General features: G+C 56.0%; 20 protein-coding genes, 3 pseudogenes, 1 riboswitch and 1 other annotated feature. Of the genes and pseudogenes, 7 read left to right on the forward strand and 16 right to left on the reverse strand.

Annotated elements, in window-relative coordinates:
- Positions 1-28: 28 nt before the first annotated feature.
- The 8 genes from ACR1UW_RS15120 to ACR1UW_RS15155 all read right to left on the reverse strand — a co-directional run bounded on the left by ACR1UW_RS15120 (position 29) and on the right by ACR1UW_RS15155 (position 8,973).
- Positions 29-1,675 carry a M4 family metallopeptidase gene (locus ACR1UW_RS15120; protein ID WP_498933945.1) on the reverse strand — a complete coding sequence of 549 codons (1,647 nt, stop codon included), beginning with the start codon at positions 1,673-1,675 and terminating at the stop codon, positions 29-31.
- Positions 1,676-2,082: 407 nt separating this feature from the next.
- Positions 2,083-2,211 carry a hypothetical protein gene (locus ACR1UW_RS15125; protein WP_256370876.1) on the reverse strand — a complete coding sequence of 43 codons (129 nt, stop codon included), beginning with the start codon at positions 2,209-2,211 and terminating at the stop codon, positions 2,083-2,085.
- A 5-nt stretch (positions 2,212-2,216) separates the two neighbouring features.
- The gene (locus ACR1UW_RS15130; RefSeq protein WP_498933947.1) at positions 2,217-3,491 is read right to left on the reverse strand and encodes a helix-turn-helix domain-containing protein; all 1,275 of its coding nucleotides are present in this window, start codon (positions 3,489-3,491) and stop codon (positions 2,217-2,219) included.
- A gap of 274 nt (positions 3,492-3,765) precedes the next feature.
- Positions 3,766-4,080 carry a rhodanese-like domain-containing protein gene (locus ACR1UW_RS15135; RefSeq protein ID WP_050367712.1) on the reverse strand — a complete coding sequence of 105 codons (315 nt, stop codon included), beginning with the start codon at positions 4,078-4,080 and terminating at the stop codon, positions 3,766-3,768.
- A 239-nt stretch (positions 4,081-4,319) separates the two neighbouring features.
- A complete protein-coding gene (gene leuS / locus ACR1UW_RS15140; RefSeq protein ID WP_237420728.1) occupies positions 4,320-6,737 on the reverse strand; it encodes a leucine--tRNA ligase in 2,418 nt (805 codons plus the stop codon).
- Between the two features lie 74 nt (positions 6,738-6,811).
- Positions 6,812-7,036: a binding site (T-box leader), on the reverse strand.
- 60 nt (positions 7,037-7,096) lie between these two features.
- Positions 7,097-8,296, reverse strand: coding sequence for an MDR family MFS transporter (locus ACR1UW_RS15145; RefSeq protein WP_237420729.1), 1,200 nt, complete (start codon positions 8,294-8,296; stop codon positions 7,097-7,099).
- 116 nt (positions 8,297-8,412) lie between these two features.
- Positions 8,413-8,577 carry a hypothetical protein gene (locus ACR1UW_RS15150; RefSeq protein WP_033009817.1) on the reverse strand — a complete coding sequence of 55 codons (165 nt, stop codon included), beginning with the start codon at positions 8,575-8,577 and terminating at the stop codon, positions 8,413-8,415.
- 132 nt (positions 8,578-8,709) lie between these two features.
- Entirely contained in the window at positions 8,710-8,973 is a 264-nt protein-coding gene (locus ACR1UW_RS15155; RefSeq protein WP_033009819.1) for a YtzC family protein, read from the reverse strand.
- Between the two features lie 121 nt (positions 8,974-9,094).
- Between ACR1UW_RS15155 and ACR1UW_RS15160 the strand changes: the two are divergent.
- Together ACR1UW_RS15160 and mnmM are read left to right on the forward strand one after the other, a co-directional pair.
- Positions 9,095-9,319, forward strand: a pseudogene (locus ACR1UW_RS15160) (hypothetical protein); the annotation flags it as partial.
- A gap of 110 nt (positions 9,320-9,429) precedes the next feature.
- The gene (gene mnmM, locus ACR1UW_RS15165) at positions 9,430-10,017 is read left to right on the forward strand and encodes a tRNA 5-(aminomethyl)-2-thiouridylate-methyltransferase MnmM (protein ID WP_044744757.1); all 588 of its coding nucleotides are present in this window, start codon (positions 9,430-9,432) and stop codon (positions 10,015-10,017) included.
- A gap of 57 nt (positions 10,018-10,074) precedes the next feature.
- Here the strand turns inward: mnmM and tbcS are convergent, their stop codons facing one another.
- Positions 10,075-11,157, reverse strand: a complete 1,083-nt coding sequence (gene tbcS / locus ACR1UW_RS15170) for a tetraprenyl-beta-curcumene synthase (protein WP_160270068.1) — start codon at positions 11,155-11,157, stop codon at positions 10,075-10,077.
- A 219-nt stretch (positions 11,158-11,376) separates the two neighbouring features.
- Here tbcS and ACR1UW_RS15175 point away from each other — a divergent pair, with 219 nt between their 5' ends.
- Positions 11,377-11,919 carry a gamma carbonic anhydrase gene (locus ACR1UW_RS15175; protein ID WP_033009823.1) on the forward strand — a complete coding sequence of 181 codons (543 nt, stop codon included), beginning with the start codon at positions 11,377-11,379 and terminating at the stop codon, positions 11,917-11,919.
- 68 nt (positions 11,920-11,987) lie between these two features.
- Here ACR1UW_RS15175 and metK read toward each other — a convergent pair whose 3' ends face one another.
- Positions 11,988-13,199: a methionine adenosyltransferase gene (metK, locus tag ACR1UW_RS15180; RefSeq protein WP_033009825.1), complete on the reverse strand. Its 1,212-nt coding sequence runs from the start codon at positions 13,197-13,199 to the stop codon at positions 11,988-11,990.
- Between the two features lie 129 nt (positions 13,200-13,328).
- Positions 13,329-13,443: riboswitch (SAM riboswitch) on the reverse strand.
- Positions 13,444-13,911: 468 nt separating this feature from the next.
- Here metK and pckA point away from each other — a divergent pair.
- Positions 13,912-15,498 (forward strand): phosphoenolpyruvate carboxykinase (ATP), encoded by a 1,587-nt coding sequence (gene pckA / locus ACR1UW_RS15185; RefSeq protein WP_498933952.1) that lies wholly within the window; start codon positions 13,912-13,914, stop codon positions 15,496-15,498.
- 124 nt (positions 15,499-15,622) lie between these two features.
- On the opposite strand, the gene ACR1UW_RS15190 is transcribed toward pckA, so the two are convergent.
- The 4 genes and pseudogenes from ACR1UW_RS15190 to ACR1UW_RS15205 all read right to left on the reverse strand — a co-directional run.
- Positions 15,623-16,573 carry an Rpn family recombination-promoting nuclease/putative transposase gene (locus ACR1UW_RS15190; RefSeq protein WP_498933954.1) on the reverse strand — a complete coding sequence of 317 codons (951 nt, stop codon included), beginning with the start codon at positions 16,571-16,573 and terminating at the stop codon, positions 15,623-15,625.
- 280 nt (positions 16,574-16,853) lie between these two features.
- Positions 16,854-17,096, reverse strand: coding sequence for a DUF2584 domain-containing protein (locus ACR1UW_RS15195; RefSeq protein ID WP_011232325.1), 243 nt, complete (start codon positions 17,094-17,096; stop codon positions 16,854-16,856).
- A 68-nt stretch (positions 17,097-17,164) separates the two neighbouring features.
- Positions 17,165-17,461, reverse strand: a pseudogene (locus ACR1UW_RS15200) (alpha/beta hydrolase family protein); the annotation flags it as partial.
- Positions 17,462-17,850: 389 nt separating this feature from the next.
- A pseudogene (locus tag ACR1UW_RS15205) lies at positions 17,851-18,351 on the reverse strand (alpha/beta hydrolase family protein); the annotation flags it as partial.
- A gap of 291 nt (positions 18,352-18,642) precedes the next feature.
- Here ACR1UW_RS15205 and ACR1UW_RS15210 point away from each other — a divergent pair.
- The 3 genes from ACR1UW_RS15210 to ACR1UW_RS15220 are packed head-to-tail and all read left to right on the forward strand — an operon-like array spanning position 18,643 to position 21,250.
- On the forward strand, positions 18,643-19,647 hold the full coding sequence (locus tag ACR1UW_RS15210) for an ABC transporter substrate-binding protein (protein ID WP_049625029.1): 1,005 nt from the start codon (positions 18,643-18,645) through the stop codon (positions 19,645-19,647).
- 18 nt (positions 19,648-19,665) lie between these two features.
- Entirely contained in the window at positions 19,666-20,457 is a 792-nt protein-coding gene (locus tag ACR1UW_RS15215) for an ABC transporter ATP-binding protein (RefSeq protein ID WP_237421067.1), read from the forward strand.
- Positions 20,441-21,250, forward strand: a complete 810-nt coding sequence (locus ACR1UW_RS15220; RefSeq protein ID WP_328062785.1) for an ABC transporter permease — start codon at positions 20,441-20,443, stop codon at positions 21,248-21,250. The genes ACR1UW_RS15215 and ACR1UW_RS15220 overlap by 17 nt, the downstream gene beginning before the upstream one ends.
- 115 nt (positions 21,251-21,365) lie before the next feature.
- On the opposite strand, the gene ytkD is transcribed toward ACR1UW_RS15220, so the two are convergent.
- Both ytkD and ACR1UW_RS15230 read right to left on the reverse strand, forming a co-directional pair.
- Positions 21,366-21,833 carry an RNA deprotection pyrophosphohydrolase gene (gene ytkD, locus ACR1UW_RS15225; RefSeq protein ID WP_011232330.1) on the reverse strand — a complete coding sequence of 156 codons (468 nt, stop codon included), beginning with the start codon at positions 21,831-21,833 and terminating at the stop codon, positions 21,366-21,368.
- Positions 21,834-21,891: 58 nt separating this feature from the next.
- Positions 21,892-22,224, reverse strand: a complete 333-nt coding sequence (locus ACR1UW_RS15230) for a hydrolase (RefSeq protein ID WP_498933957.1) — start codon at positions 22,222-22,224, stop codon at positions 21,892-21,894.
- Positions 22,225-22,258 lie beyond the last annotated feature (34 nt).

A 22,258-nucleotide genomic window follows, 5' to 3' on the forward strand; every position in this document is an offset into this window, starting at 1 on the left:
GAACAGCGGGACGCGTGACGTCATCGTCTTAATACACTCCAACCGCATTGAACGCCTGTTTCACCGAGTTGACTTCTTGGCTTGTCGACCCGTACAAATCAGCGGCCGCTTGCACGCAGGCGGCGCGCAGCTGGCTGAAGTTCGACGTCGGCGTCAAATAGTAGACAAGCGCCCGGTAGAAAATTTTCCCCATTTTGTCGCGGCCGATGCCGGTGACGCTCACGCCGTAATGGACGCCGCCTTGGCTGAGCAAGTACGCCGCTTTATTGATGATGCCGCTGTTCGTATGGACGCCGCCGTTGTCTTGCGTGCCAGTGTACCGTTTGGAATAATGATCCGGATCGCCGTATTTCGCCGGGTCGGACATCGAGCGGAGCGCATCGCCGGCGATCCCAGGCGTGTAAATGTCTTCGCCAATCTCCCAGTCCGGGTTGCGGTTGGCGTAGAACTCCACGAGCGTGCCGAAAATATCGGACATCGCTTCATTGATGGCGCCAGATTCGTTTTGGTAAACAAGCCCGGCCGTATAATCCGTCACCGCATGGGTCAACTCATGCCCAACGACGTCAATGCCGCCGGAAAACGGCAAAAACGTCTGTCCATCGCCATCGCCGTACACCATTTGCGAACCGTTCCAAAACGCGTTGTTGTAGCCGCGGCCATAATGGACGGTCGAACGGATGGCGGCGTTGCTGCCGTCATAGCTCAGCCGGCCGTGCACATTTTTGTAGTAATCATACACGACGCCGGCGTAATAATGGGCGTCCACGGCCACCGCGTCATAGCTGGCGAAAAATTGGTTGTCGCCATCGGTCCACAAGCTGCCGGGCAAAACGGTGCGGTTTCGTCCGTCATACGTAAAAATGCCGCTGCCGCGCGTATTGTCTTGCAAATAGTAGTAGCCGTAATACGAGGAATACGTCGTATTGATATATTTCTGATCCCCCAACACACCCCGGCCCACGCCGACCGTCGACGCGCCGGCGACCGGCTGCCCGCCGCCGGGCTTGGCGGTGTCGATTTGGTTGAACTTATTCAAAATGGCCCCATCGGTTGCATCAATGATATACACCCAGTTGCCGGGAACCGGGGTTAAAAAGCGGACGTTCACTTCATAAGCGAGGCGGGCCGTGCCATCAGTCGGGTAAATGACGAGCCGCGTCCGCTCGCCGTTTTCGGTTGTCGGCCGCTCCTTCGTCACTGTCTCCGTTACGTCTTGCTCGGCAATAGCTTCCGCCTGTTGGACGGTGACCGTTTTCGCCTTTTTCAACCGCGGCTGGCCGTCTAAATTGGGAATTAAAGACCCCGACAGCGCGATCAGCTCGCCATCTTTCACATGGGCAGCCAGCATGGCGCCGTAAACCGGTATACCGTGATGCCGCTGTTCAAACCGCATCACGGTATGGCCAAGTTCGTCAGTCTGTTTGCCGATCAGCGCCAAACGGTCGCGGGCGCGTCCGCCGAGGCGGAATGTGCCGTTTTCCCGATCGACGTATTGATAAACGAGCTCTTCCGGCGCTTGTTCCCCTCCGTTTAGCAACGAACCGGACACGAATGACGGCGTCTTCCATTGTTCGTTCCAGACGATCGATTCCCCCTTCGCCGAAGCGCCGATCGGCGCCGCCAGCAGGCCGAACGCCAGCCCGATCGCCCCGAGCATCGCCCGTTTGTTCATTCTCCTCTTCCCCTTTCTTGAATATGTATTTGATGATTCCTTACATTCTGAATTTTACCAAAATAGCCATCCTTATTGTATTGGGAAAATGAACGGCAATGACACGCCCTCCGTGCACGGCCGGACTTTCGTTTTTCCTCCCCTGGTTCTTTTCGGCTATATCCCGAGAACGAAAGGAGGCTCGCTTCGTCCATAGCGCAATGCTTCCTGATCCACAGCAAGGCGTGACGCCACCCGGGGAAGGGGGCCTCCTCCGCTCATAAAAAACATCTATGTGCAAGCCTTGCTCCCCACCCAGGCATGAAAATGACTGATCAAGGCGGCGCATTTTCAAAGAAAAAAGGGGCCCTTTAGGGGCGCCACTGTTTACGGTTTTGCTTTAGTTTCGCGGCCTATCGCACGCCCGGTTACCGGGCGATCACGGTCGGCGGCGGATGTTCGTCTTTCGCTGCTTCTTTCACGCCGGTTCCGCCGGCGAAGGCGGAAGCAAGACCAAGGACAGCGAGTGCGATGATCAGGATGATTCGCTTTTTCAACCGCTTCACCTCCTTTCCCGTTTCCGCAAAAGCTCGCAACTGAGCCGATAATAATGGGCCGCTTGTTTGTACTGGCGCAAGCGCGCGTAGTAATCGGCCAAATATTCGGCATAGCAGGCGGCGTCTTCGTATTCTTTCCGCCTTTGAAAATACGGAATGGCTTCGTGCTTGAGCAGCCGCTCGAACGCTTCCCCCTCGCCCGACAACAGCAGCCGGTAAATGGAAAAATGCAAATAATACTCATAATGCTCGGACGCGCCGTTAGGGGCTTGTTCGAGCTGTTTCCACCCTTCCTCGACAGCCATCGACGCTTTGCGATAATGCTTGGCATCGCAATGCACGCGCACGAGCGACAAAAGCGTGATGAGCCGAGCATCCAGCGGGGCGTCCTCTTTATAGATCAAACTGTTCTCGTAATGTTGCACCGCCTCGCGGTATTGACGTTTCATTCCTTTCAAGTGGCCGAGATTGTGTTCCACAATCCCCAGAAGCCGTCGATCATCCACCATCCTCGCCGCCTTTTGGGCCAGCAGACAATGGTCGACCGCTTTGTCGATCTCCCCGCATCGCCGGTAGCAAATCGCGAGCAAAATATGGCATTCAGCGCTGCGGCGCAAATCGTACTCCGCCTGACTGAGCGCCAAGGCCTGCTCGGCATAGCGGAGGCACGAAAACACGTTCCACATCCGGCTGTATGAAAGCGCCAACAAATAATCCAAATCCGCCTCCTCCCAGCCCGGCCGGCGTTCCACCCCCGACAACCGTTCTGCCTTTTGGTAGCATTGCAAAGCATCGTCGTATTTTTCTTGACAATAATAGAGAAGCCCAAAAAACTTCCAATAGTAGTAGCGCATCGCATCATCGAGCGCCTCATACCACTCCTGTACGCTCCGCGCCGCCGCCTCAGCCCCTTTGACATCGCGAAGCAGCAGCAAATACCGGACGTACATCAATTGGAAGTAAATCGCCGCTTCGATATCGTTGCTCTCCTGGCACAGCTGCCTCACCGTTTCATGCTTCTCGCGGGCGGCTTGCACCTCTCTGGCCACCATCGTTTTGTACCAGTCCATCACCGATTCACGCCATGAAGCGGCCGTTTTGCCTTCACCTTGACGGATGCCGAGCCGGCGGAACAGCAGGTCAAGCACGTCTTTGCTCGGCGTGGCTTGATTGTTTTCAATTTTCGACAAATACGAGACCGAAATGATACCGTCCGCCGCCTCCTCTTGAGTCAACCCCTTCATCAAGCGGGCCAATTTCACATGATCGCCCAGTTTCAACCACCATCGATCCCTTCATTTTTCTTTTACTGAAAATTATAACGTTTTTTCTGTCTGCTTCCATCGCCCTTCGGCACTAAAAAACAAAACAGGCGCCCCAAACGATTGGGACACCTGTCGAACAAAACGTGCAGGCCGCCTTCGGCTGCCGGCTGCATGTCGACCGAAACTGTGATGTCTCGTTAACATGGAAACCTTCTTCACGAAAGCCCGCATCGCCATTCGCACGGACGCCCGGCCGCGGTCAGGCGGAAACGGCAGGCGCGACGAGGCATCATCGTTTCGGCACCGTTTCCCCTTCCCACTCAAGCATGCCGCCTGTCATGTTGCAAACACGGTAGCCGCGCTCTTGTAAATAGCGGCAGACGTTTTCGCTACGCCGCCCGGAGCGGCAGACGAAAATATATTCTTCATTGCGGTCGAATTCCTCAAGCCGATCGGGGATGTCGCCCATTTTGATATGCTTGGCGCCCGGAATCATGCCGAGGGCGACTTCCTCGTCTTCGCGCACATCGACAATGTTCAGCTTTTCACCGCGTTCGAGTTTTTCCTTCACCTCAGCCGGGGTAATTTCTTTGATCTCTTCCATGGCGGACCGACTCCTTTCTTTGATCGTTTCAGCAAACGGTTCTTGCTTTTGGCCGCTTCGACAAACGGCGGCGAGAAAGCGCAGTTTCCCCGCCCGCTGCCTAAAAGCACATCGGCGATGGACGCCCGCTTCCGCGCCAAGCGGAGGGACAAAGCCGGCCCAGACGGCGCGGGCGCCGTTGCGGTTGCTTCGCAGGAAACGGCACGCGCCACCGCCTGTGCGGATCGAACAGCCAACGATCAGTTGGCGACGATATTGACGAGCTTGCCGGGGACGGCGATCACTTTGCGCACCGTTTTGCCCTCGAGCTGCTCTTTGATTTTTTCGTCGGCCAGCGCCCGCTCCTCGAGCGCTTCTTTTGGCAAGTCGGCTGGCACGTGCAGGCGCGACCGCACTTTGCCGTTGATTTGCACGACGATTTCGACGACGTCGTCGACGAGCTTCGTTTCATCATACGCCGGCCACGGTTCGTAGGCGATCGTGTCCGTATGGCCGAGCTTTTGCCACAACTCTTCGCCGATGTGCGGACAAACCGGTGACAAGAGCTTGACGAAGCCTTCCATGTATTCTTTTTTCATTTGCTCCGCTTTGTACGCTTCGTTGATAAACACCATCAGCTGCGAAATGGCAGTGTTAAAGCGCAAGCCTTCATAGTCTTCCGTCACTTTTTTCACCGTTTGATGATAGACGCGCTCGAGCGTATCGTTCGCCGGTTCGTCGACAATGTTCGGGTTCAGTTCGCCATTCTCGGTGACAAAGAGTCTCCAGACGCGGTCGAGGAAGCGCCGCGCCCCGTCAAGCCCTTTCGTCGACCAGGCGATCGACGCTTCAAGCGGCCCCATGAACATTTCATACAGCCGCAGCGTGTCGGCGCCATGGCTTTCGACGATATCGTCCGGGTTGACGACGTTGCCTTTGGATTTGCTCATTTTTTCGTTGTTTTCGCCTAAAATCATCCCTTGGTTGAACAGCTTTTGGAACGGCTCTTTCGTCGGCACGACGCCAAGGTCGTAGAGAAACTTATGCCAGAAGCGGGCATAAAGCAAATGCAAGACCGCGTGCTCCGCCCCGCCGATGTAGACGTCGACCGGCAGCCATTTTTTCAATTTCTCCGGATCGGCGAGCTGCTTGTCGTTGTGGGGGTCGATGTAGCGCAAGTAATACCAGCAGCTTCCGGCCCATTGCGGCATCGTGTTCGTTTCACGCCGCCCTTTTTTCCCGGTTTTCGGGTCGACAACATTGACCCATTCTTCGATGTTGGCGAGCGGCGATTCGCCCGTTCCCGACGGACGGATTTCATCCGTTTTCGGCAACACAAGCGGCAATTCCTCTTCCGGCACCGGCGTCATCGTGCCGTCTTCCCAATGGATGATCGGAATCGGCTCGCCCCAGTAGCGCTGGCGGCTGAACAGCCAGTCGCGCAGCCGGTACGACACTTTTTTCCGCCCTTTGCCATGCTCCTCAAGCCAGGCGATCATTTTGTCGATCGCTTCCTGCTTGTTCAAGCCGTTTAAAAACTCGGAGTTGATATGCTCACCATCTCCGGTGTACGCTTCCTTTTCGATATTCCCGCCGGCAACGACTTCTTTGATCGGCAAGTGGAATGTTTTCGCGAATTCATAGTCGCGCTCATCGTGCGCCGGCACAGCCATGATCGCTCCGGTGCCGTAGCTCATCAAGACGTAGTCGGCGATCCAAATCGGAAGCCGCTCGCCCGTGACCGGATGGATGGCGTATGCACCCGTAAACACGCCGGTTTTTTCTTTCGCCAAATCGGTGCGCTCAAGGTCGCTTTTGCTTTGAATTTCCTTTAAGTAGGCGTCAACGGCTGGCTTTTGCTCCGGCGTTGTGATTTTTTCCACGAGCGGATGCTCCGGCGCCAAGACGGTGTACGTCGCGCCAAACAGCGTATCGGGCCGCGTCGTGAAGACGGTGAACGTTTCGTCATGGCCGTCGACGGCGAACTCGATTTCCGCTCCCTCCGAACGGCCAATCCAGTTGCGCTGCATTTCCTTAATGCTTTCCGGCCAGTCGAGCTCTTCTAAGTCTTCGAGCAGCCGGTCGGCGTAGGCGGTGATTTTCAGCATCCATTGCCGCATCGGCTTGCGGATGACCGGATGCCCGCCGCGCTCGCTCCGGCCGTTGATCACCTCTTCGTTCGCCAGCACGGTGCCGAGCGCCGGGCACCAGTTGACCGGCACTTCATCCATGTAGGCGAGCCCTTTTTCATACAGCTTCAAGAAAATCCATTGCGTCCATTTGTAATAATTCGGGTCGGTCGTGTTGATTTCACGGTCCCAGTCGTATGAGAACCCGAGCGATTTGATCTGCCGGCGGAAGTTGTCGATGTTCTTTTGCGTAAACTCCGCCGGGTCGTTGCCGGTGTCAAGCGCATATTGCTCGGCCGGCAGCCCAAATGCGTCCCAGCCCATCGGGTGAAGGACGTTGTACCCTTGCATCCGCTTCATGCGCGCCAAAATGTCGGTTGCCGTATATCCTTCCGGATGGCCGACGTGCAAGCCGGCGCCGGACGGATACGGGAACATGTCGAGCACATAAAACTTCGGCTTGTCGTCATCATCGGGCGTGCGGAACGTTTTGTTTTTCTCCCAATAGTCCTGCCATTTTTGTTCAATTTCGCGGTGGTTGAAGCTCATCTCAGCACTCCTCCTATCCAGTTCTACTTGCATCATAGACGAAAATATGTACAAAAAAACCCCTCATCCCGAACAAAAGGGACGAGAGGAACGCTTCCCGCGGTACCACCCTTTTTTGGCGCGCCTATGGCGCACCCGCTTTGTTCCTTAACGCAGATTCACGGCCGGCGTTATCGGCCGCAGCCGTTCACGCCGGCAACTCCGAGGCGAGTTCGCGGATTGACTTCGGTTGACTCGCACCGACCGTCAACTCTCTGCCGTCCATCAAGCCCGCTACTATTCCTCTTCACCGTTGTTCGCTTTATGAGACAAATTTATTATTATTGTAAAAAATTTGTCGATCGATTGCAAGCAGAAAACTAGACGGTCACAGCCGTTTTTTCCCCCGCCTTTTCCGCCCGCTTCGGCAGCCCCCGGTCATACACGAGCGCCGCGCCGGCGGCCAGCAGAGCGAAGGCGACAAGCAATCCGATGAGCGGTTTCATTCCGAACGCATCGGCGACCCACCCGCCGAGGACCGGCCCGATCATCCGTCCAGCCGTGGCCGTGCCGTTGACGATCCCTTGGTAAAACCCGGCTCTCCCCAGCGGCGCCAGCTCGTTCACCGCCGCCGGAATCGCCGGCCAGACGATCATTTCGGCGATCGTGAGCACAACCATCGACGTCGCAAATTGCAAAAGTGAATCCGCGCCAAACAATATCGCAAACGAGACGGTGAAAACGGCGAACCCGATGGCGATCTGCCGCTTCATCCCCGGCATAAAGCGGCGGACCAACGGCGCCAACAGCGGCTGGCCGAGCACGATCAAGGCGCCGTTGATCGTCCAAAGCAAGCTGTAGTGATGAACCGGAATGGAAAGCTCGCGCGTATAGGCGGCGATCGTCGTCGACCATTGGACGTAGCTCATCCAGCATAATCCATAGCCGGCGCAAAGAAGGACAAGGGCGCGGATGTGCGCCCGGGGCGCCCCGTCCCCCGTTCGACGCTTCCGCTCTTTTCTCCGCAGCGGCGGCAGCGGCATGCGCCGCAGCCCAATGACGACCGTCGCCAAAAAAGCGGCATACAGCCAAACGTTCGCCCAAAACACGAGCGCAAACGAATGCGAGGCGACAACGCCGCCAAGCGCCGAGCCGGCGGCGACGCCGATGTTTTGCGCCACATACAAGGCGTTGAATGCCCGCCGTCCCCCTTCCGGCCAAACCGCCCCGACATACGCCGACGCCGCCGGAAAGACGACGCCGTTGCCGATGCCGACAAGCGCCAGCCAGACGGCATAATGCGGCCAACCATGCCAGACGCCCAAACCGGCAAGCGCCGCCATCGTCAGGCACGCTCCGGACACGAGCGTGCGAAACCCGCCGATCCGGTCAAACAACATGCCGCCGAGCAAGCTGCCGATGACGCTGCCGCCGGAGTTGAGCATCAGCACCGCTCCCGCTACGGCGAGCGGCTGGCCGAGCTGTTCATGCAAATAAATGGTATTTAGCGGCCATAAAAACGACGCTCCTGTGACATTGAGCGCCATGCCGACAAGCAGCCACCAAAGAGCGCGGGGCATCGGTCATCATCCTTTTCGTCTGCTATTTCGACTCCCAAACTAATTGTATGTGGGAAAGCGAAAAAAAGCAATCAAAAAAAAGAGGGCGGCATGGCGCCCTCACGGACAGCGGCGCGTCACCCGTTCCGCTGCTTGGAGCGGGCCGGCTGGCCACCTGTTTGTTCATACTGTTTTTTCGCCAGTTTCACCGGATCAAAGTCTTGGCCGAGTTCCAAATCGTTGTTGTTGTGACCGTTGCGCGTTTTTTGCTCCGGGTTCGTTTGTTTCAGACGTCGCTTCATTCCTTGTTCCTCCTTGTGTTCGCCATCAAGCAGACAGCCGCCCTGCGGTTGCTTTCCGTTTCACCGGTCAGGCAACATCCGCTTGTTATGCACCAGGACCTTCGATAGCGGCCATCGTGCAAAGCTCTTGTTTCATCGGTCAAGCAAGATCATCTCGTTTTGCAGCTGCTCAAGCTGAAGCCGCATCCGATGCAGCTGTTCGCGCTGCTGGGCGTTGCAACTTCGCGCCAAGTGAGCCAAATCGTTGACTGTCTGCTCAAGCATTTGCTGGGCGTTTGTGTATTCCGTGATGTTGTAGTGCTCTTGCTTTTGCGCTTCCGTATATTGTTCTTTCGCAAAGCGGATGACGTCTTCGCACCGCTGCAAAAATTCTTCCACCGATTGTCTTGTCGCCATGCGCTCACCTCTTTTCATGATGTTCCCTCATCTTTACTATGCGCCGACGCTTTCATCTGTATCACGTCAATGATTGGCAACAGTCGCTTTTTGCCGCCATCCGTGGTACAATGCAAGGATGATGCCATTTCAGCACAAGGAGAGAACGGCCGTGACAAACGCAATCCCATTTCCATATGCCGCCGACGGAAAACGGTATCACACATGGAACTGCCATTTGCGGCAAACGTTCGGCCAAAACGTGTTCAAAGTCGCCCTTGACGGCAGGTTTGACTGCCCGAACCGCGACGGGACGGTGACGTATGGCGACTGCACGTTTTGCAGCGCCGCCAGATCGGGCGATTTTGGCCCGATGTGGAGCGTCAACAAATGGGAAGGGCTAAACGCCATTGACGCTGAACTCAAGCGGCGGGACAGCTTTCAAGGAAAGCGGCGCGAACAGGGGGTGGCAAACGCATGGCCATCATGAATATTTTGCCGTTTGCCCGTTTTTTGCTAGGCGGCGCGCTCGAAGAAGGCGACATCGCCGTCGATGCGACGGTTGGCAACGGCCATGACACCGTCTTTTTAGCCGAGCTCGTCGGGGAGCGCGGGCATGTGTTTGGTTTTGATATTCAAGCCGAAGCGATCGCGGCGGCCAGAGCCCGCCTCGCCGAACACGGGCTGGACGGGCGGGTGACGCTGTTTCAGACAAGCCATAGCCTGCTGCTCGAAACGCTCCCCGACTCCGTTCACGGACGCATCGCCGGCGCCGTGTTCAACCTCGGCTATTTGCCGGGCGGCAATAAGCAAATCGCCACCAAGCCGGAATCGACGATTCAAGCGGTCGAGCAGCTTCTTTCCATCCTAAAGCCGGGCGGCATCATCGTTCTTGTCGTCTACCACGGCCATCCGGAGGGAAAGCGCGAACGCGACGCGCTCCTTGATTACGTCCGCTTTCTTGATCAACGGCGCGTCCATGCCTTGAAATACGAATTCATCAATCGGCAAAACAACCCGCCGTTTTTGATCGCACTCGAGAATCGGGCGGATGGGGGCGCCTGATTCCGTCCGATCCGCCGACGAACCACTGCTCTCGCCAGTACAAGCAAACGGCTGCCCTTACGAAAAGGACAGCCGTTTTTGTTGCTCCTGCCAAAAGCGGTACGCTTTTCCGTTCCAATAAAAAAACATCGACGCCGCCCCGCCGGCGCGGACGAGCCGGCGCGCCAGCCGGTGCAGACCGCGTTGCTTTTTCACCTTGGCATCCGACAAATACAACCCAAGAAGCCCTCGGTGAATAAGGCGGTGAAACTGGCCGTGCGGAAGGGCGCTGACATGGCGGTCGGCCTCTTCGATGAAATGGCAAAGCCGCTCAAGCATCACCGTTTCATTCGGATAGTAAAAGCAAAAATTCAAATCGCCGCCGGCTCGATCTTCCTCTTGATCGATCAAATAGTCGAGCAAAATGTGCAGCCCTTGAATGTATGGAAAATAACCGTCGCGCACTTGTCTCGCCATCTCCAGCGGCAGCGATTCGCCAAACGCATAGGCGACGAGACAGAAAATGCCGAGCGTCGAACCGGAGCAGGCGGAAAACTCATACCATTCCATCGGCGGCAAGGCGTCTTTGTATTGCGCGAACCATTTCTCCAACCGCGGCACCCGCTCGCTCGCTTCGACATGTTTATGTACTTGCAAGTCGCAATAATATCCGGCCAACTCATGTAAAAACGGGGCAATCGTCTCGTAATGGCGCACCGTCTCGAGCACCTCTTGGCACGTGCGGACGAGCGCCGGCAAATAGCCGCCGTCTTCCTGCTCGCGGCGATGGCGGTAATAGTTCGACGGCTCGGCGCCGATTGTCAACGCGTCCGGCATTGAATCGTGCAAGGCGCGAAAGTCGAGCGGATCAAGCGAGGTGCTGCGGTCGCACAAATTATCCAAATAATCGCTGATCGTCTGGTAAGCCACGATAAAGCGGATGCAATCCTCCATGTTTTCTCCGGCCAAAAGCGCCAAAATGGAGCCGCCTTCGCAATGGAACGTTTTCGACGCGATGCTCGCCAAGGCCTGGCGCCGAAGCTCCGGGTCGGGAATGCGCTCGGCCTGGCGCCGCCAATAGGCAAGCTCGCGGTGGACGAGAGGGAATACATCGCGATAAACCATTTTCATTAACGCAATCGGGTGTGTCGGGATTTTCAATTCGCTCACCTCGGGCGCAAAACACCGTGATCTTGTCGCCTAACCTGTCATCGGCAAAGGGGCGGATACGCCGTCTTTGCCAGCTTCATCCTCTAGTATTTCCATTTTCAAGACCGAAGCAAACCGAAAGGGCGCGTTCGCTTTCGTTGGCGATTTGGGCGCCTCGTTGTACAATACATGGTGAACGATCGATTTTGCCATAGAAAGGAACGAACGCCCATGATCTATCCGTACAAAGGAAAAACGCCGCAAATCGCCGCCTCCGCCTTTATCGCCGACTATGTGACGATCACCGGCGATGTCGTGATCGGCGAAGAGACGAGCATTTGGTTCAATACCGTCATCCGCGGCGACGTGGCGCCGACGGTGATCGGCAACCGGGTCAATATCCAAGATAACTCAATTTTGCATCAAAGTCCAAACAATCCGCTTATCATTGAAGACGGGGTAACCGTCGGCCATCAAGTCATTTTGCACAGCGCCATCGTCCGAAAAAACGCGCTCATCGGCATGGGCTCGATCATTTTGGACCGCGCGGAAATCGGGGAAGGCGCATTTATCGGCGCCGGCAGTTTAGTGCCGCCGGGCAAAAAAATTCCGCCCAACACGCTCGCCCTCGGCCGCCCGGCCAAAGTCGTCCGCGAACTGACGGAAGACGACCTCCGCGAAATGGAGCGCATCCGCCGCGAATATGTGGAAAAAGGGCAATATTACAAAGCGCTGCAGCAAGCCGCGCGTCCTCACGAAAAAGAGCTGCCGTAATCCGGCAGCTCTTGTTCTGTTGCGTTTGCCGACGCCTGAAACGACTCGCGCATCCGCGCCGTCCGGCCTTACTTGTTCGCCAGCGCCAGCGCTTGTTCTCTCAGCGTCGTCGCTTTATCAGTGCGCTCCCACGGCAAGTCGATGTCCGTACGCCCGAAATGCCCGTAAGCGGCCGTCTGTTTGTAAATCGGGCGGCGCAGGTCAAGCATTTTGATGATGCCCGCCGGGCGGAGATCGAAGTTGCTGCGCACGACCTCAATCAAAATGTCTTCCGACACTTTGCCGGTGCCGAACGTATCAATGGAAATCGATACCGGACGGGCGACGCCGATCGCGTAGGCGAGCTGCACTTCGCATTTGTCGGCCAGTCCTGCCGCAACGATGTTTTTCGCCACATAGCGGGCCGCATACGCCGCCGAGCGGTCGACTTTCGTCGGGTCTTTGCCCGAGAACGCACCGCCGCCATGGCGGGCGTAGCCGCCGTACGTGTCGACAATGATTTTCCGCCCCGTCAGCCCAGCATCCCCTTGCGGACCGCCGATGACAAACCGTCCTGTCGGGTTGATGAAATAGTTCGTGTTCTCATCAAGCAGCTCGGCCGGCACGACCGGTTTGATGACATGCTCCTTAATGTCGCGCTCGATTTGCTCTTGCGTAATTTCCGGATGGTGCTGCGCGGACACGACGATCGTATCGACGCGCACCGGTTTGCCGTTTTCATCGTATTCGATCGTCACTTGCGTTTTCCCGTCCGGCCGCAAGTACGGCAAGACGTCCGTTTTACGCACTTCCGCCAATCGACGCGCCAAGCGGTGCGCAAGCGAAATCGGCAGCGGCATCAATTCTTCCGTCTCATTGCAGGCGAACCCAAACATCAATCCTTGGTCGCCGGCGCCGATCGCTTCAATTTCCTCGTCAGTCATCTGACCTTCGCGCGCCTCAAGCGCCCGGTCCACCCCCATCGCAATGTCCGGCGACTGTTCGTCAATCGACGTCAGCACCGCGCACGTATCGGCGTCAAATCCGTATTTGGCGCGCGTGTAGCCGATCTCCCGGACCGTATCGCGGACGATGCGCGGAATGTCCACGTACGTTGATGTTGTGATTTCCCCACTCACGAGCACCAGCCCGGTCGTCACGCTCGTTTCGCAGGCGACGCGGGCGTTCGGGTCTTTTTCCAAAATGGCATCCAAAATGGCATCAGAAATTTGGTCGCAAATTTTATCCGGATGTCCTTCTGTCACAGACTCTGACGTAAACAAGCGGCGTTTGGCTGACATTCGGTTTGTTTCCTCCTCTTAACATAATGTGGCGACACGGAACTCATTTCCCTTTTTCCCTTCGCAATATAAAAAACCTTTCCTGTAACGGCTGAGGAAAGGTCATGGCAATCGTATTGCTTCCTTTCACTCTTATCGTTCAAGGACTGCGCCTTGCCACAGGTTAGCACCATTTCACACATGTCCAGTTGTGACGGTTGCTGGGCTTCATCGGGCCTGTCCCTCCACCGGCTCGGGATAAGAGTATCCGTTCAATGAATTATCTTATCGCAATTGAAGGAACAAAGTCAACCGCAGAAGTGAATTTTTTATCATCCCGCTTCCGCGCACGAACCCAAGCAAAGGAGGAATGAGCGCCTTTCCCTTGCCTCCATAAAACAAAGGGAAGCTAAACGCAGCCCCTTTGTTTTGTATAGGAGGGGAGCGCGTCTATATAAACGTGCCGCTTCCGGCTGCATGCTTGAACAAGACGAGGCGGATTTGGCAAACGTATTGCCGATTTGGGTCATCACTGCCTGCTTCCTTAATAGCAAGACAGTAAGACAACCCGGGAACGGCCGCCTCCCGCTTGAAGCCCAGGCGGGAGAGCGTGCAAAATCTGAAAAATAGGCAAAATAAGTTCAAAAAAACCCACACAATTAGTATGGACTATTAATAAAAATGTGTTATACTATTTTCAAGAGTGATTACAAAAAGAAGGCAGGTTGTGAACATGGGGATCGCAAACATGACAAATAAGCTGGATGTATTGCTGCAAAAACCGTACGTACATCACCAATTGTCCGCCGCCGAGCTCGTCGAGAAAGTATTGCAGCGGAACGAAGGACGGCTGACCCACACCGGGGCGGTTGCCGTGACAACCGGCAAGTACACGGGGCGGTCGCCGAAAGACAAATACATCGTCGAAGAACCGTCCACGAAGCAAACGATCGACTGGGGAACGGTCAACCAGCCGATCTCTCCGGAAACGTTTGAGAAACTGTACGACAAAGTGCTCGATTATTTAATGAAACAAGATGAACTGTTCGTCTTTAAAGGCTTTGCCGGCGCCGATCCGAAATACCGGCTGCCGATTCAAGTCGTCAACGAATTCGCCTGGCACAACTTGTTCGTCCATCAGCTGTTCGTCCGCCCGAGCGCCGAGGAGCTCGCCGCGCACGAGCCGCAATTCACCGTCATTTGCGCGCCGAACTTTAAAGCCGACCCGAAGGTGGACGGGACGCGCTCGGAAGCGTTCATCATCATCTCGTTTGAACGGCGCACCGTGTTGATCGGCGGCACCGAGTATGCCGGCGAAATGAAAAAATCGATTTTCTCGGTCATGAACTATGTGCTGCCGGAACAAGGCATCCTGCCGATGCACTGCTCGGCCAACGTCGGGCAGGAAGGCGACGTCGCCCTCTTTTTCGGCTTGTCGGGAACGGGAAAAACGACGCTCTCGACCGACCCGAACCGCCGCTTGATCGGCGATGACGAACACGGTTGGTCAAGCCGCGGCATTTTCAACATCGAAGGCGGCTGCTATGCGAAATGCATCAAGCTATCGCGCGAGAAAGAGCCGCAAATTTTTGACGCCATCGGCTTCGGCGCGGTGCTCGAAAACGTCGTTCTCGATGACGCGACGCGGGTGCCGAATTACGACGACGGCACGCTGACGGAAAACACACGCGCCGCCTACCCGCTTCAGGCGATCCAAAACATCATCGACCCGAGCGTCGCCGGCCATCCGTCCACGATCGTGTTTTTGACAGCCGATGCGTTCGGCGTCCTGCCGCCGATCAGCAAGCTGACGCGCGAACAGGCGATGTACCATTTCTTAAGCGGCTACACAAGCAAGCTCGCCGGCACCGAACGCGGCGTCACCGAACCGGAAGCAACGTTCTCAACGTGCTTCGGCGCACCGTTTTTGCCGCGCCCGGCCGTTGAGTACGCGGAAATGCTCGGGCAAAAAATCGCCGAACACAACGTCCGCGTCTTTTTGGTCAACACCGGCTGGACAGGGGGGCCGTACGGCGTCGGAAGCCGCATGAAGCTCGCCTACACCCGGGCGATGGTGCAAGCCGCCGTCGAAGGGGAGCTCGACAACGTCGAAACGGTCAAAGATCCGATTTTCGGCCTCGCCATCCCGACCCGCGTCCCGGGCGTGCCGGATGACGTCCTGCAGCCGCAAAACACATGGGCCGACAAACAAGCATACGAACAAAAAGCAAAAGAGCTAGCGCAAAAATTCCGCGCCAACTTCCAAAAATTCGCCCACATCGATCCGTCCATCGAAAAACTCGGCGGACCGCTCGTTTAACAAGACCCCAACCGGACAGGGAGCCGTTCCCTGTCCGGCTGTTTTTTCGAACGCATAAAATGATTGTCGTCGATCCCCCGGGATTTTTGTACGATTGGAGGTCGACGACAATGCGAAGGCGGGTTTACTTCTTCAGCTGTTCAATCTTTTCCGCCGGCAGCCCGGTCAGTTCGTGGATCGTGTCGACATCGTACCCTTTCGCCAACATTTTCTTCGCGACGTCGATTTTCCCTTCCTCGATCCCTTTTTGACGTCCCTGTTCAATCCCTTGCTTCATCCCTTGCTTTATTCCTTGTTTCAACCCTTGTTCGATTCCTTGTTTGACTCCTTGTTGAATGCCTTTCTCGATTCCCCGCTGTTCGTATGAGATGATGAGCTCCATCACTTGTTTCGCTTCCTTCGTCTCCATTTGGCTCACCTCGTTTCGCAGTTGGATTTCCTCCGCTTCGGACAACCGCAAATACGTTTCAAAAAACCCAAACAACAGCCGCTGCTTCGCCTCATCGAGCTCGAGGCGGACTAGCATGCGCAAAAACTCCTTTTTCACTTCCACCTTCTCGCTTTCATTATACCCCATTTTGCTTAACAAGGCGGCGGCAACCGGATTGTCACGGCGGATGTACTCGCGCCACGGCAGTTTGCGCAGTTCCACCGTCAGAAAGCGGAAGTCAAGAACCGTCAAAAATGGAAATTGAATCATCAATGAGGAAGGTTCGTCGTGGCGTTCGTCGTAGCTGAAGATGGCAATCGGGAAGATGCGGCGGCGGTGTTTTTGAAACAAGCGGCTGAAGTAGAGGAACATTCGCTCGGGGAACGTCCGCTGCTTATAGCTTTGATGTTCGACGTGAACGATGACGAGCCCGTCTTCCCCTTTTACCTTTGTTTCGACCAACAAGTCGACGCTGCGCTTCTCCCCGGCTGTCACGTCGGTGAACAGCTCTTCGGAGAGGAAAGAGAGATGGTGAACGTCGATGTGCTCGTACACGTCAGGAAAGAAAAGAAGCAAAAAGTCTTCGAAAAACGTCGACAGCAGCTCCTTGAACAACCGGTCGTGATCGATTCGCTGTTTGGCCACGTTTTCCCTCCTTGCGGCATCGAATGCATCGTATGATATTCGCTCTCCGCGGCCAAACTCCTTCTCCTCCCCTCTACTTTTTTTATGGTATGATCAAACGTCGCACAGGAAATCCTCAAGCAAAGGCTATTTTTATGCTTGTCTGAATCGGCCTGACGCCACAAGTTAACCATAGACGGAAAAAACTTGAGCCAAGAGCGCAAACCGTTCTTCCGTTTGCGCTCCTGTCCGATGAACCCGTTCAGCTCTCATTCAGCCGCTTCGTGGTGTGCAGCCTCGTTCAATTCGTCGAATACAGGCTGACGAGCTCATACGTCACCGTCGTCCGACTGTCTTCCCATTCGAGCTTTCTCACGACCGCGACGCCGCTCGCTTCGCTTTGCACCGTCCGGCGCACTTCAAGCGGCACGTCAAGCGGATACAAGCGGTAGCCTTCTTTTTTCAACACAAACACATTTCCTTGAACGCGCTGTTCCTTTCCTTTTGTCACAATGACCGTCTGCAGCTCCATCGGCATGCCCATATGATCCCAACCTCCTTGGCACCCCATCGATTCGTTGGCGGCCGCGCCGCCTTTCTACTCGTATCGTATCACACCGTCGGCTGTTGTTTCATCCATTCCGTGAGCCTTTGCACCGTCTCGCGATTGGCTTGCGGCGGAAAATAGTGGGTGAACGTGGGGAAGTACCAAGCCGTGACCGGTTTGCCGAGCTGCTTCAGCCGCCGTTCCAGCCGCCAGGCGTGCTCAATCGAGACGTTTTCATCGCGCTCACCGTGGATGATGAGCACCGGGGCCTTGAGCCGTTCCAGATGATAGAGCGGCGTGCGGTGCCGGTAGCGCTCCGGGCATTTGTTCGGCGTCCCGCCGATGACGCGCTTCATCATCTTTGGCGAGGAGACCCCGACTTCTAAGCGAGAGCGAAAGTCGGGGAGGAATCGCCCTTCCTCCTTTCTTTTGTATATGATAGAATAAGAATGTGGAGAAAACCGTTGAATCAAGGCACTCCAATCCCCGTTACTCGATGTAGGGAGTTGGTTGCAGGAAACGTTGCAACCGTAAAACATCGAGCGTACATCCGTCTGTTGTGCGTGGAAGTCAAGTACTGCCTACAGACATGCCGAGCCACTCGGTAGCGATATAGGCATGACCTATGTCGTTGGGTAGTCGTCAACCTGCCCCTGATGCAACCCCAAGTCAAGGAAGGAGGACGAAGTCCGTTCGCACTTCTGGGGAGTTGCAAGCCCCCGCTTCAAGCGTTAGCTAAGTGGGGGTAGTTGACCATCCGCCGCAAGTCAGGCCGCTCCCAATACGTAAGCTCCATATCCGCCACCCCTCCCCAGACCGCCACCGAACAGACCCCCTCGGCCATTAGGGCGGCATGAAGCGCCATCGCCCCGCCGCGCGAGAAGCCGAACAGATGGACGCGCCCCGGGTGGACGAGCGGGTGGCGGCGAAGAAGCTCAAACCCGGCAAATGCGTCATAGCGATCGTCGCCGGCGAAATCTTCGTTCCCTTCCCCGCCTCCGTTGCCGCGGTAAAGTGGGGCGAAGACGGCAAATCCGCGCGACGCGAACTCGATGAGGCGCGGCACCCGCACTTGCCCGACGTTTTTGATGCCGCCGCGCAAATACAAAAACCCGTCATAAACGCCTTTTCGCTTCGGCGCCGCTAAAAATCCTTTCACCTTCAGCCCTTGGGACATATAGGTGACAAAGAACACATCGATTCCCGGATGCGGCGACGGAAACCGGTATTGGTCGATGATGTCCCCGTCCATACGCCCGCCTCCTTCCTACGCGAAACTAGATGATGCGAACCACCCGTCATCATCCCCCAACGCCTTCTTTCATTAGGGCAAGTGGAGATGTCCGACTGCCTCGCCGCTCTTGCATGCCGCCCCTTGGAAGAGCATCAACTTGAAAAAGCCCTCAAGCGCGAGGAACGGCCCGACCGCCGCCCGTTCTCGTTCGACCGCCCATTTTTTCTAGACATTCACACATTTTGGCTGCGTGCATACGATAAGGTGAAACCACGGTTTACCGCATGCGAACCAAGGGGGTTAACGAACATGAAAAAATGGGCCGTATGGTTATGCTCGCTTCTGCTGCTTTTGCCGCTTTCCGCCTGCACGAATGACGGGGGCCAAAGCGAAAAGCCGCTCCAAAAAGTGCGGCTCGCCGAAGTGACGCACTCGATTTTTTACGCACCACAGTACGTCGCCCTGGCAAAAGGCTTCTTTAAAGAAGAGGGGCTGGATGTCGAACTGACGACGACATGGGGCGGCGACAAAACGATGACGACGCTGCTTTCCGGCGGCGCGGACATCGCCCTTGTCGGCTCGGAAACGTCGATTTACGTCTACAGCCAAGGAACGGACGACCCGGTCATCAACTTTGCCCAACTGACCCAGACGGACGGAACGTTTCTCGTCTCGCGCAAAAAAATCGGCCACTTTACATGGGAGATGTTGAAAGGAAGCACGTTCCTCGGCCAACGGAAAGGCGGCATGCCGCAGATGGTCGGCGAGTTTGTGCTGAAAAAACACGGCATTGACCCGCACAACGATTTGCATCTCATTCAAAACGTCGATTTCGCCAATATCGCCAACGCCTTTGCGAGCGGCACCGGCGATTTCGTCCAGCTGTTTGAGCCAACAGCGAGCATTTTTGAACAAGAAGGGAAAGGCTATATCGTCGCTTCATTCGGCACCGAATCCGGGCGCGTGCCGTACACGTCGTATATGGCAAAACGAAGCTACATGAACGAAAACAAAGACGTGATTGAAAAATTTACGCGCGCGATCTACAAAGCGCAGCAATGGGTCGAATCGCACAGCGCAGCTGAAATTGCCAAAGCCATTCAACCGTACTTTAAGGACACGGACTCGGCCATCATCGAAAAAGTGGTTGAGCGCTACAAAAGCCAAGGGACCTACGCGACCGATCCGATTTTGGATGAAGAAGAATGGAACAACTTGCAAACCATTATGGCCGAAGCCGGCGAGCTGCCGAAGCGCATCGACCTGAACACGCTTGTTGATTCGTCGTTTGCCAAAAACGCGATGAACAAGTGACGAAAGCGGGTGAACGAAATGTTTCTTGCCATCGACCGCCTTTCGCACACGTATTTGACAAAAACGACCGCTGTCACTGCACTCGATGATGTGTCGCTGTCCGTCGAGAAAGGAGAATTTGTCTCCTTTCTCGGCCCAAGCGGCTGCGGCAAAACGACGCTTTTGTCCATCATCGCTGGGCTGATTGAACCGACGGAAGGGGCGGTCCACATCGAAGGCCAACCGATTTGGCCGAGCGGAATGGCCGCGCCGACGGCGCGGCGCGCGGTCGGCTACATGCTTCAGCAAGACTACCTATTCCCATGGAAAACAATCGAAGAAAACATCCTTCTCGGCTTAAAAATGACTAGAACGCTAACTGCTCAAACCAAAGAACGGGCGCTCGCTCTGCTGGCGGAGATCGGCCTAGCCGGCGTCGAGTCGTATTACCCGAGCCAGCTGTCCGGCGGCATGCGCCAGCGTGCGGCGCTCGTGCGCACGTTGGCGACCGACCCGAAGCTGCTTTTGCTTGATGAACCGTTTTCCGCCCTCGATCAACAAACAAAGCTGAAACTGGAAGAACTCGTTTGGAAGACGTTAAAACAATACGAAAAAACAGCGGTGCTCGTCACCCATGACATCGAAGAAGCCATCGCCATGAGCGATCGCATTTTCTTGTTTTCGCCGCGCCCTGGGCGCCTTGTGCGGACGTTTGTCATCCCGGATGAACTGCGCGGCCGCCCGCCGCTTGCCGCCCGCCAGCATCCGGCGTTTTCGCCATTGTTCCAATCTATTTGGAAGGAGATGGAGGCTCTTGAATCAAGCTCCTGACCGCATCCAGTCGCTGCACCGTGAATACCTCGCCGCATTGCGCAAAGAGCGGCGAGTGATCCGCCTTTGGCAGACGGCGCTACTTGTCGCCTTTTTCGCCGTCTGGGAAGCGGCGAGCCGCTTCCATTGGGTCGATCCGCTCCTATTCAGTTCGCCCTCCGCCATCGCCAAGCTGTTTGGCGAAAAACTCGGCGATCATTCGCTGTTTGTCCACACGTGGGCGACATTGTTTGAAACGTTGCTCGGCTTTCTGATCGGCACCGCCGGCGGGGCGCTCATCGGCGCGGTCCTCTGGTGGTTTCCGCGCCTGGCGAAAACGCTCGATCCATATTTGGTCGTCTTCAACGCCATGCCGAAAGTCGCCCTCGGGCCGATTTTGATCGTCGCACTTGGGCCGGGATTTACGTCGATTATCGCCATGGGCGTCGTCATTTCGGTCATCATCACAACGATTGTCGTCTATTCGGCGTTCCAAGAAGTTAATCCGAACTATTTGAAAGTGCTGCGGACGTTCGGCGCCACCCGCTACCAATGCTTTAAAGAGGCGGTGCTGCCGGCGTCGTTCCCGGCGATCATTTCGACGTTGAAAGTGAACGTCGGCCTCGCTTGGGTCGGCGTCATCACCGGCGAGTTTCTCATCTCCAAGCAAGGGCTTGGGTATTTAATCATTTACGGCTTCCAAGTGTTCAACTTCACCCTTGTGTTGATGAGCCTGCTCATTGTCGCCTTGCTGTCGACCGTTATGTATCAGCTTGTCGCCTTGATCGAAAAAAAATGGGGAAACCGCCGCTAGCGGGACGCTCGCCGAATGTTGACGGGCGTCTCGTTTCATTCCTGTCGTCCCAATGAGCCGGCATCCGCCGCTTTTGGGAAGCCCATCTTCGGGAGCCGCCGATCGGCGCCCCTTTTCAATCGATCAGCCCGCGCTGTTTCAACTTGGCAAGCGCCAGTGAAAGCACGTCATCTTTCATGAAATAGCTGAAACGCTGATCGGCGCGGATGTCATCCGGCAGCGCCTCAAGCAGCACCGGGCCGTTCGTTTCCAAATACGACCCCCGCTCGACGAGCGCAGCGATGTCGGCAAAATACATGTTTTTCACGATATCCGGCTCCACTTCATATTGGCCGATGTATTCAAGCCGGCCGACGATTCCCCCCGTTTCTTCCATCACTTCGCGGGCCGCGGCTTCCGCCGCTGTTTCCCCTTCTTCCACCTTGCCGCCGGGAAACTCAAGGCCGCGGCGCGGATGATCCGTCAACAGCCATCGTCCGCCATAGCGGCAAATGACCCATACATGCCCGGGGGAGGGGGAAAACGGATGATCCGCAAAGGCCAGCCGAACGCGATGTCCGTAGTAATCGCGAAATTCATGCATCGGACTCTCCCCTTTCCTCTCCCCATTATACAGAAAAACGCCGCTCGACTCGCGGCGTTTACTCTTCTTTTTCGTCAGGAAGGATGCCGAGCGAGCGGATATGCTCCTTCGCCTCCTCGTTGCCGAGGCGGTAAATCATTTCATAAATTTTCGTCAACGTCCGGTCGTACGCATCGTTTTCCCGGTCGTAATGGTATTGAATATACGGCACGTGGGCGCGCCAAAACGCCTGCCAGTCGGTCGAGTAGTTCTGGTCGAAATACTCGCGCAGGCGGGCGATTTCCTCATCAGTCGCCTCGATTTGAAAGTCCCACGGCGACGCGGTTTTCAATTGGGAAATTTCCCCGGTTGCCATCGACACGTAATACGTCTTTTTCCGTTCGTCTGCCACCTTCGTCCACTCCTTCTTTTGCTCTTTTTGCTTA

Source organism: Geobacillus lituanicus, assembly GCF_050994965.1.
Lineage (GTDB): Bacteria > Bacillota > Bacilli > Bacillales > Anoxybacillaceae > Geobacillus > Geobacillus stearothermophilus.

Excerpts from the sequence above, each read along its gene's own strand:
- ACR1UW_RS15120 (WP_498933945.1), bottom strand. The coding sequence starts at position 1,675 with ATGAACAAACGGGCGATGCTCGGGGCGATCGGGCTGGCGTTCGGCCTG.
- ACR1UW_RS15135 (WP_050367712.1), bottom strand. The coding sequence starts at position 4,080 with ATGGAAGAGATCAAAGAAATTACCCCGGCTGAGGTGAAGGAAAAACTC.
- leuS (WP_237420728.1), bottom strand. The coding sequence starts at position 6,737 with ATGAGCTTCAACCACCGCGAAATTGAACAAAAATGGCAGGACTATTGG.
- ACR1UW_RS15145 (WP_237420729.1), bottom strand. The coding sequence starts at position 8,296 with ATGCCCCGCGCTCTTTGGTGGCTGCTTGTCGGCATGGCGCTCAATGTC.
- ACR1UW_RS15150 (WP_033009817.1), bottom strand. The coding sequence starts at position 8,577 with ATGAAGCGACGTCTGAAACAAACGAACCCGGAGCAAAAAACGCGCAAC.
- ACR1UW_RS15155 (WP_033009819.1), bottom strand. The coding sequence starts at position 8,973 with ATGGCGACAAGACAATCGGTGGAAGAATTTTTGCAGCGGTGCGAAGAC.
- mnmM (WP_044744757.1), top strand. The coding sequence starts at position 9,430 with ATGGCCATCATGAATATTTTGCCGTTTGCCCGTTTTTTGCTAGGCGGC.
- ACR1UW_RS15175 (WP_033009823.1), top strand. The coding sequence starts at position 11,377 with ATGATCTATCCGTACAAAGGAAAAACGCCGCAAATCGCCGCCTCCGCC.
- metK (WP_033009825.1), bottom strand. The coding sequence starts at position 13,199 with ATGTCAGCCAAACGCCGCTTGTTTACGTCAGAGTCTGTGACAGAAGGA.
- pckA (WP_498933952.1), top strand. The coding sequence starts at position 13,912 with ATGGGGATCGCAAACATGACAAATAAGCTGGATGTATTGCTGCAAAAA.
- ACR1UW_RS15195 (WP_011232325.1), bottom strand. The coding sequence starts at position 17,096 with ATGGGCATGCCGATGGAGCTGCAGACGGTCATTGTGACAAAAGGAAAG.
- ACR1UW_RS15210 (WP_049625029.1), top strand. The coding sequence starts at position 18,643 with ATGAAAAAATGGGCCGTATGGTTATGCTCGCTTCTGCTGCTTTTGCCG.
- ACR1UW_RS15215 (WP_237421067.1), top strand. The coding sequence starts at position 19,666 with ATGTTTCTTGCCATCGACCGCCTTTCGCACACGTATTTGACAAAAACG.
- ytkD (WP_011232330.1), bottom strand. The coding sequence starts at position 21,833 with ATGCATGAATTTCGCGATTACTACGGACATCGCGTTCGGCTGGCCTTT.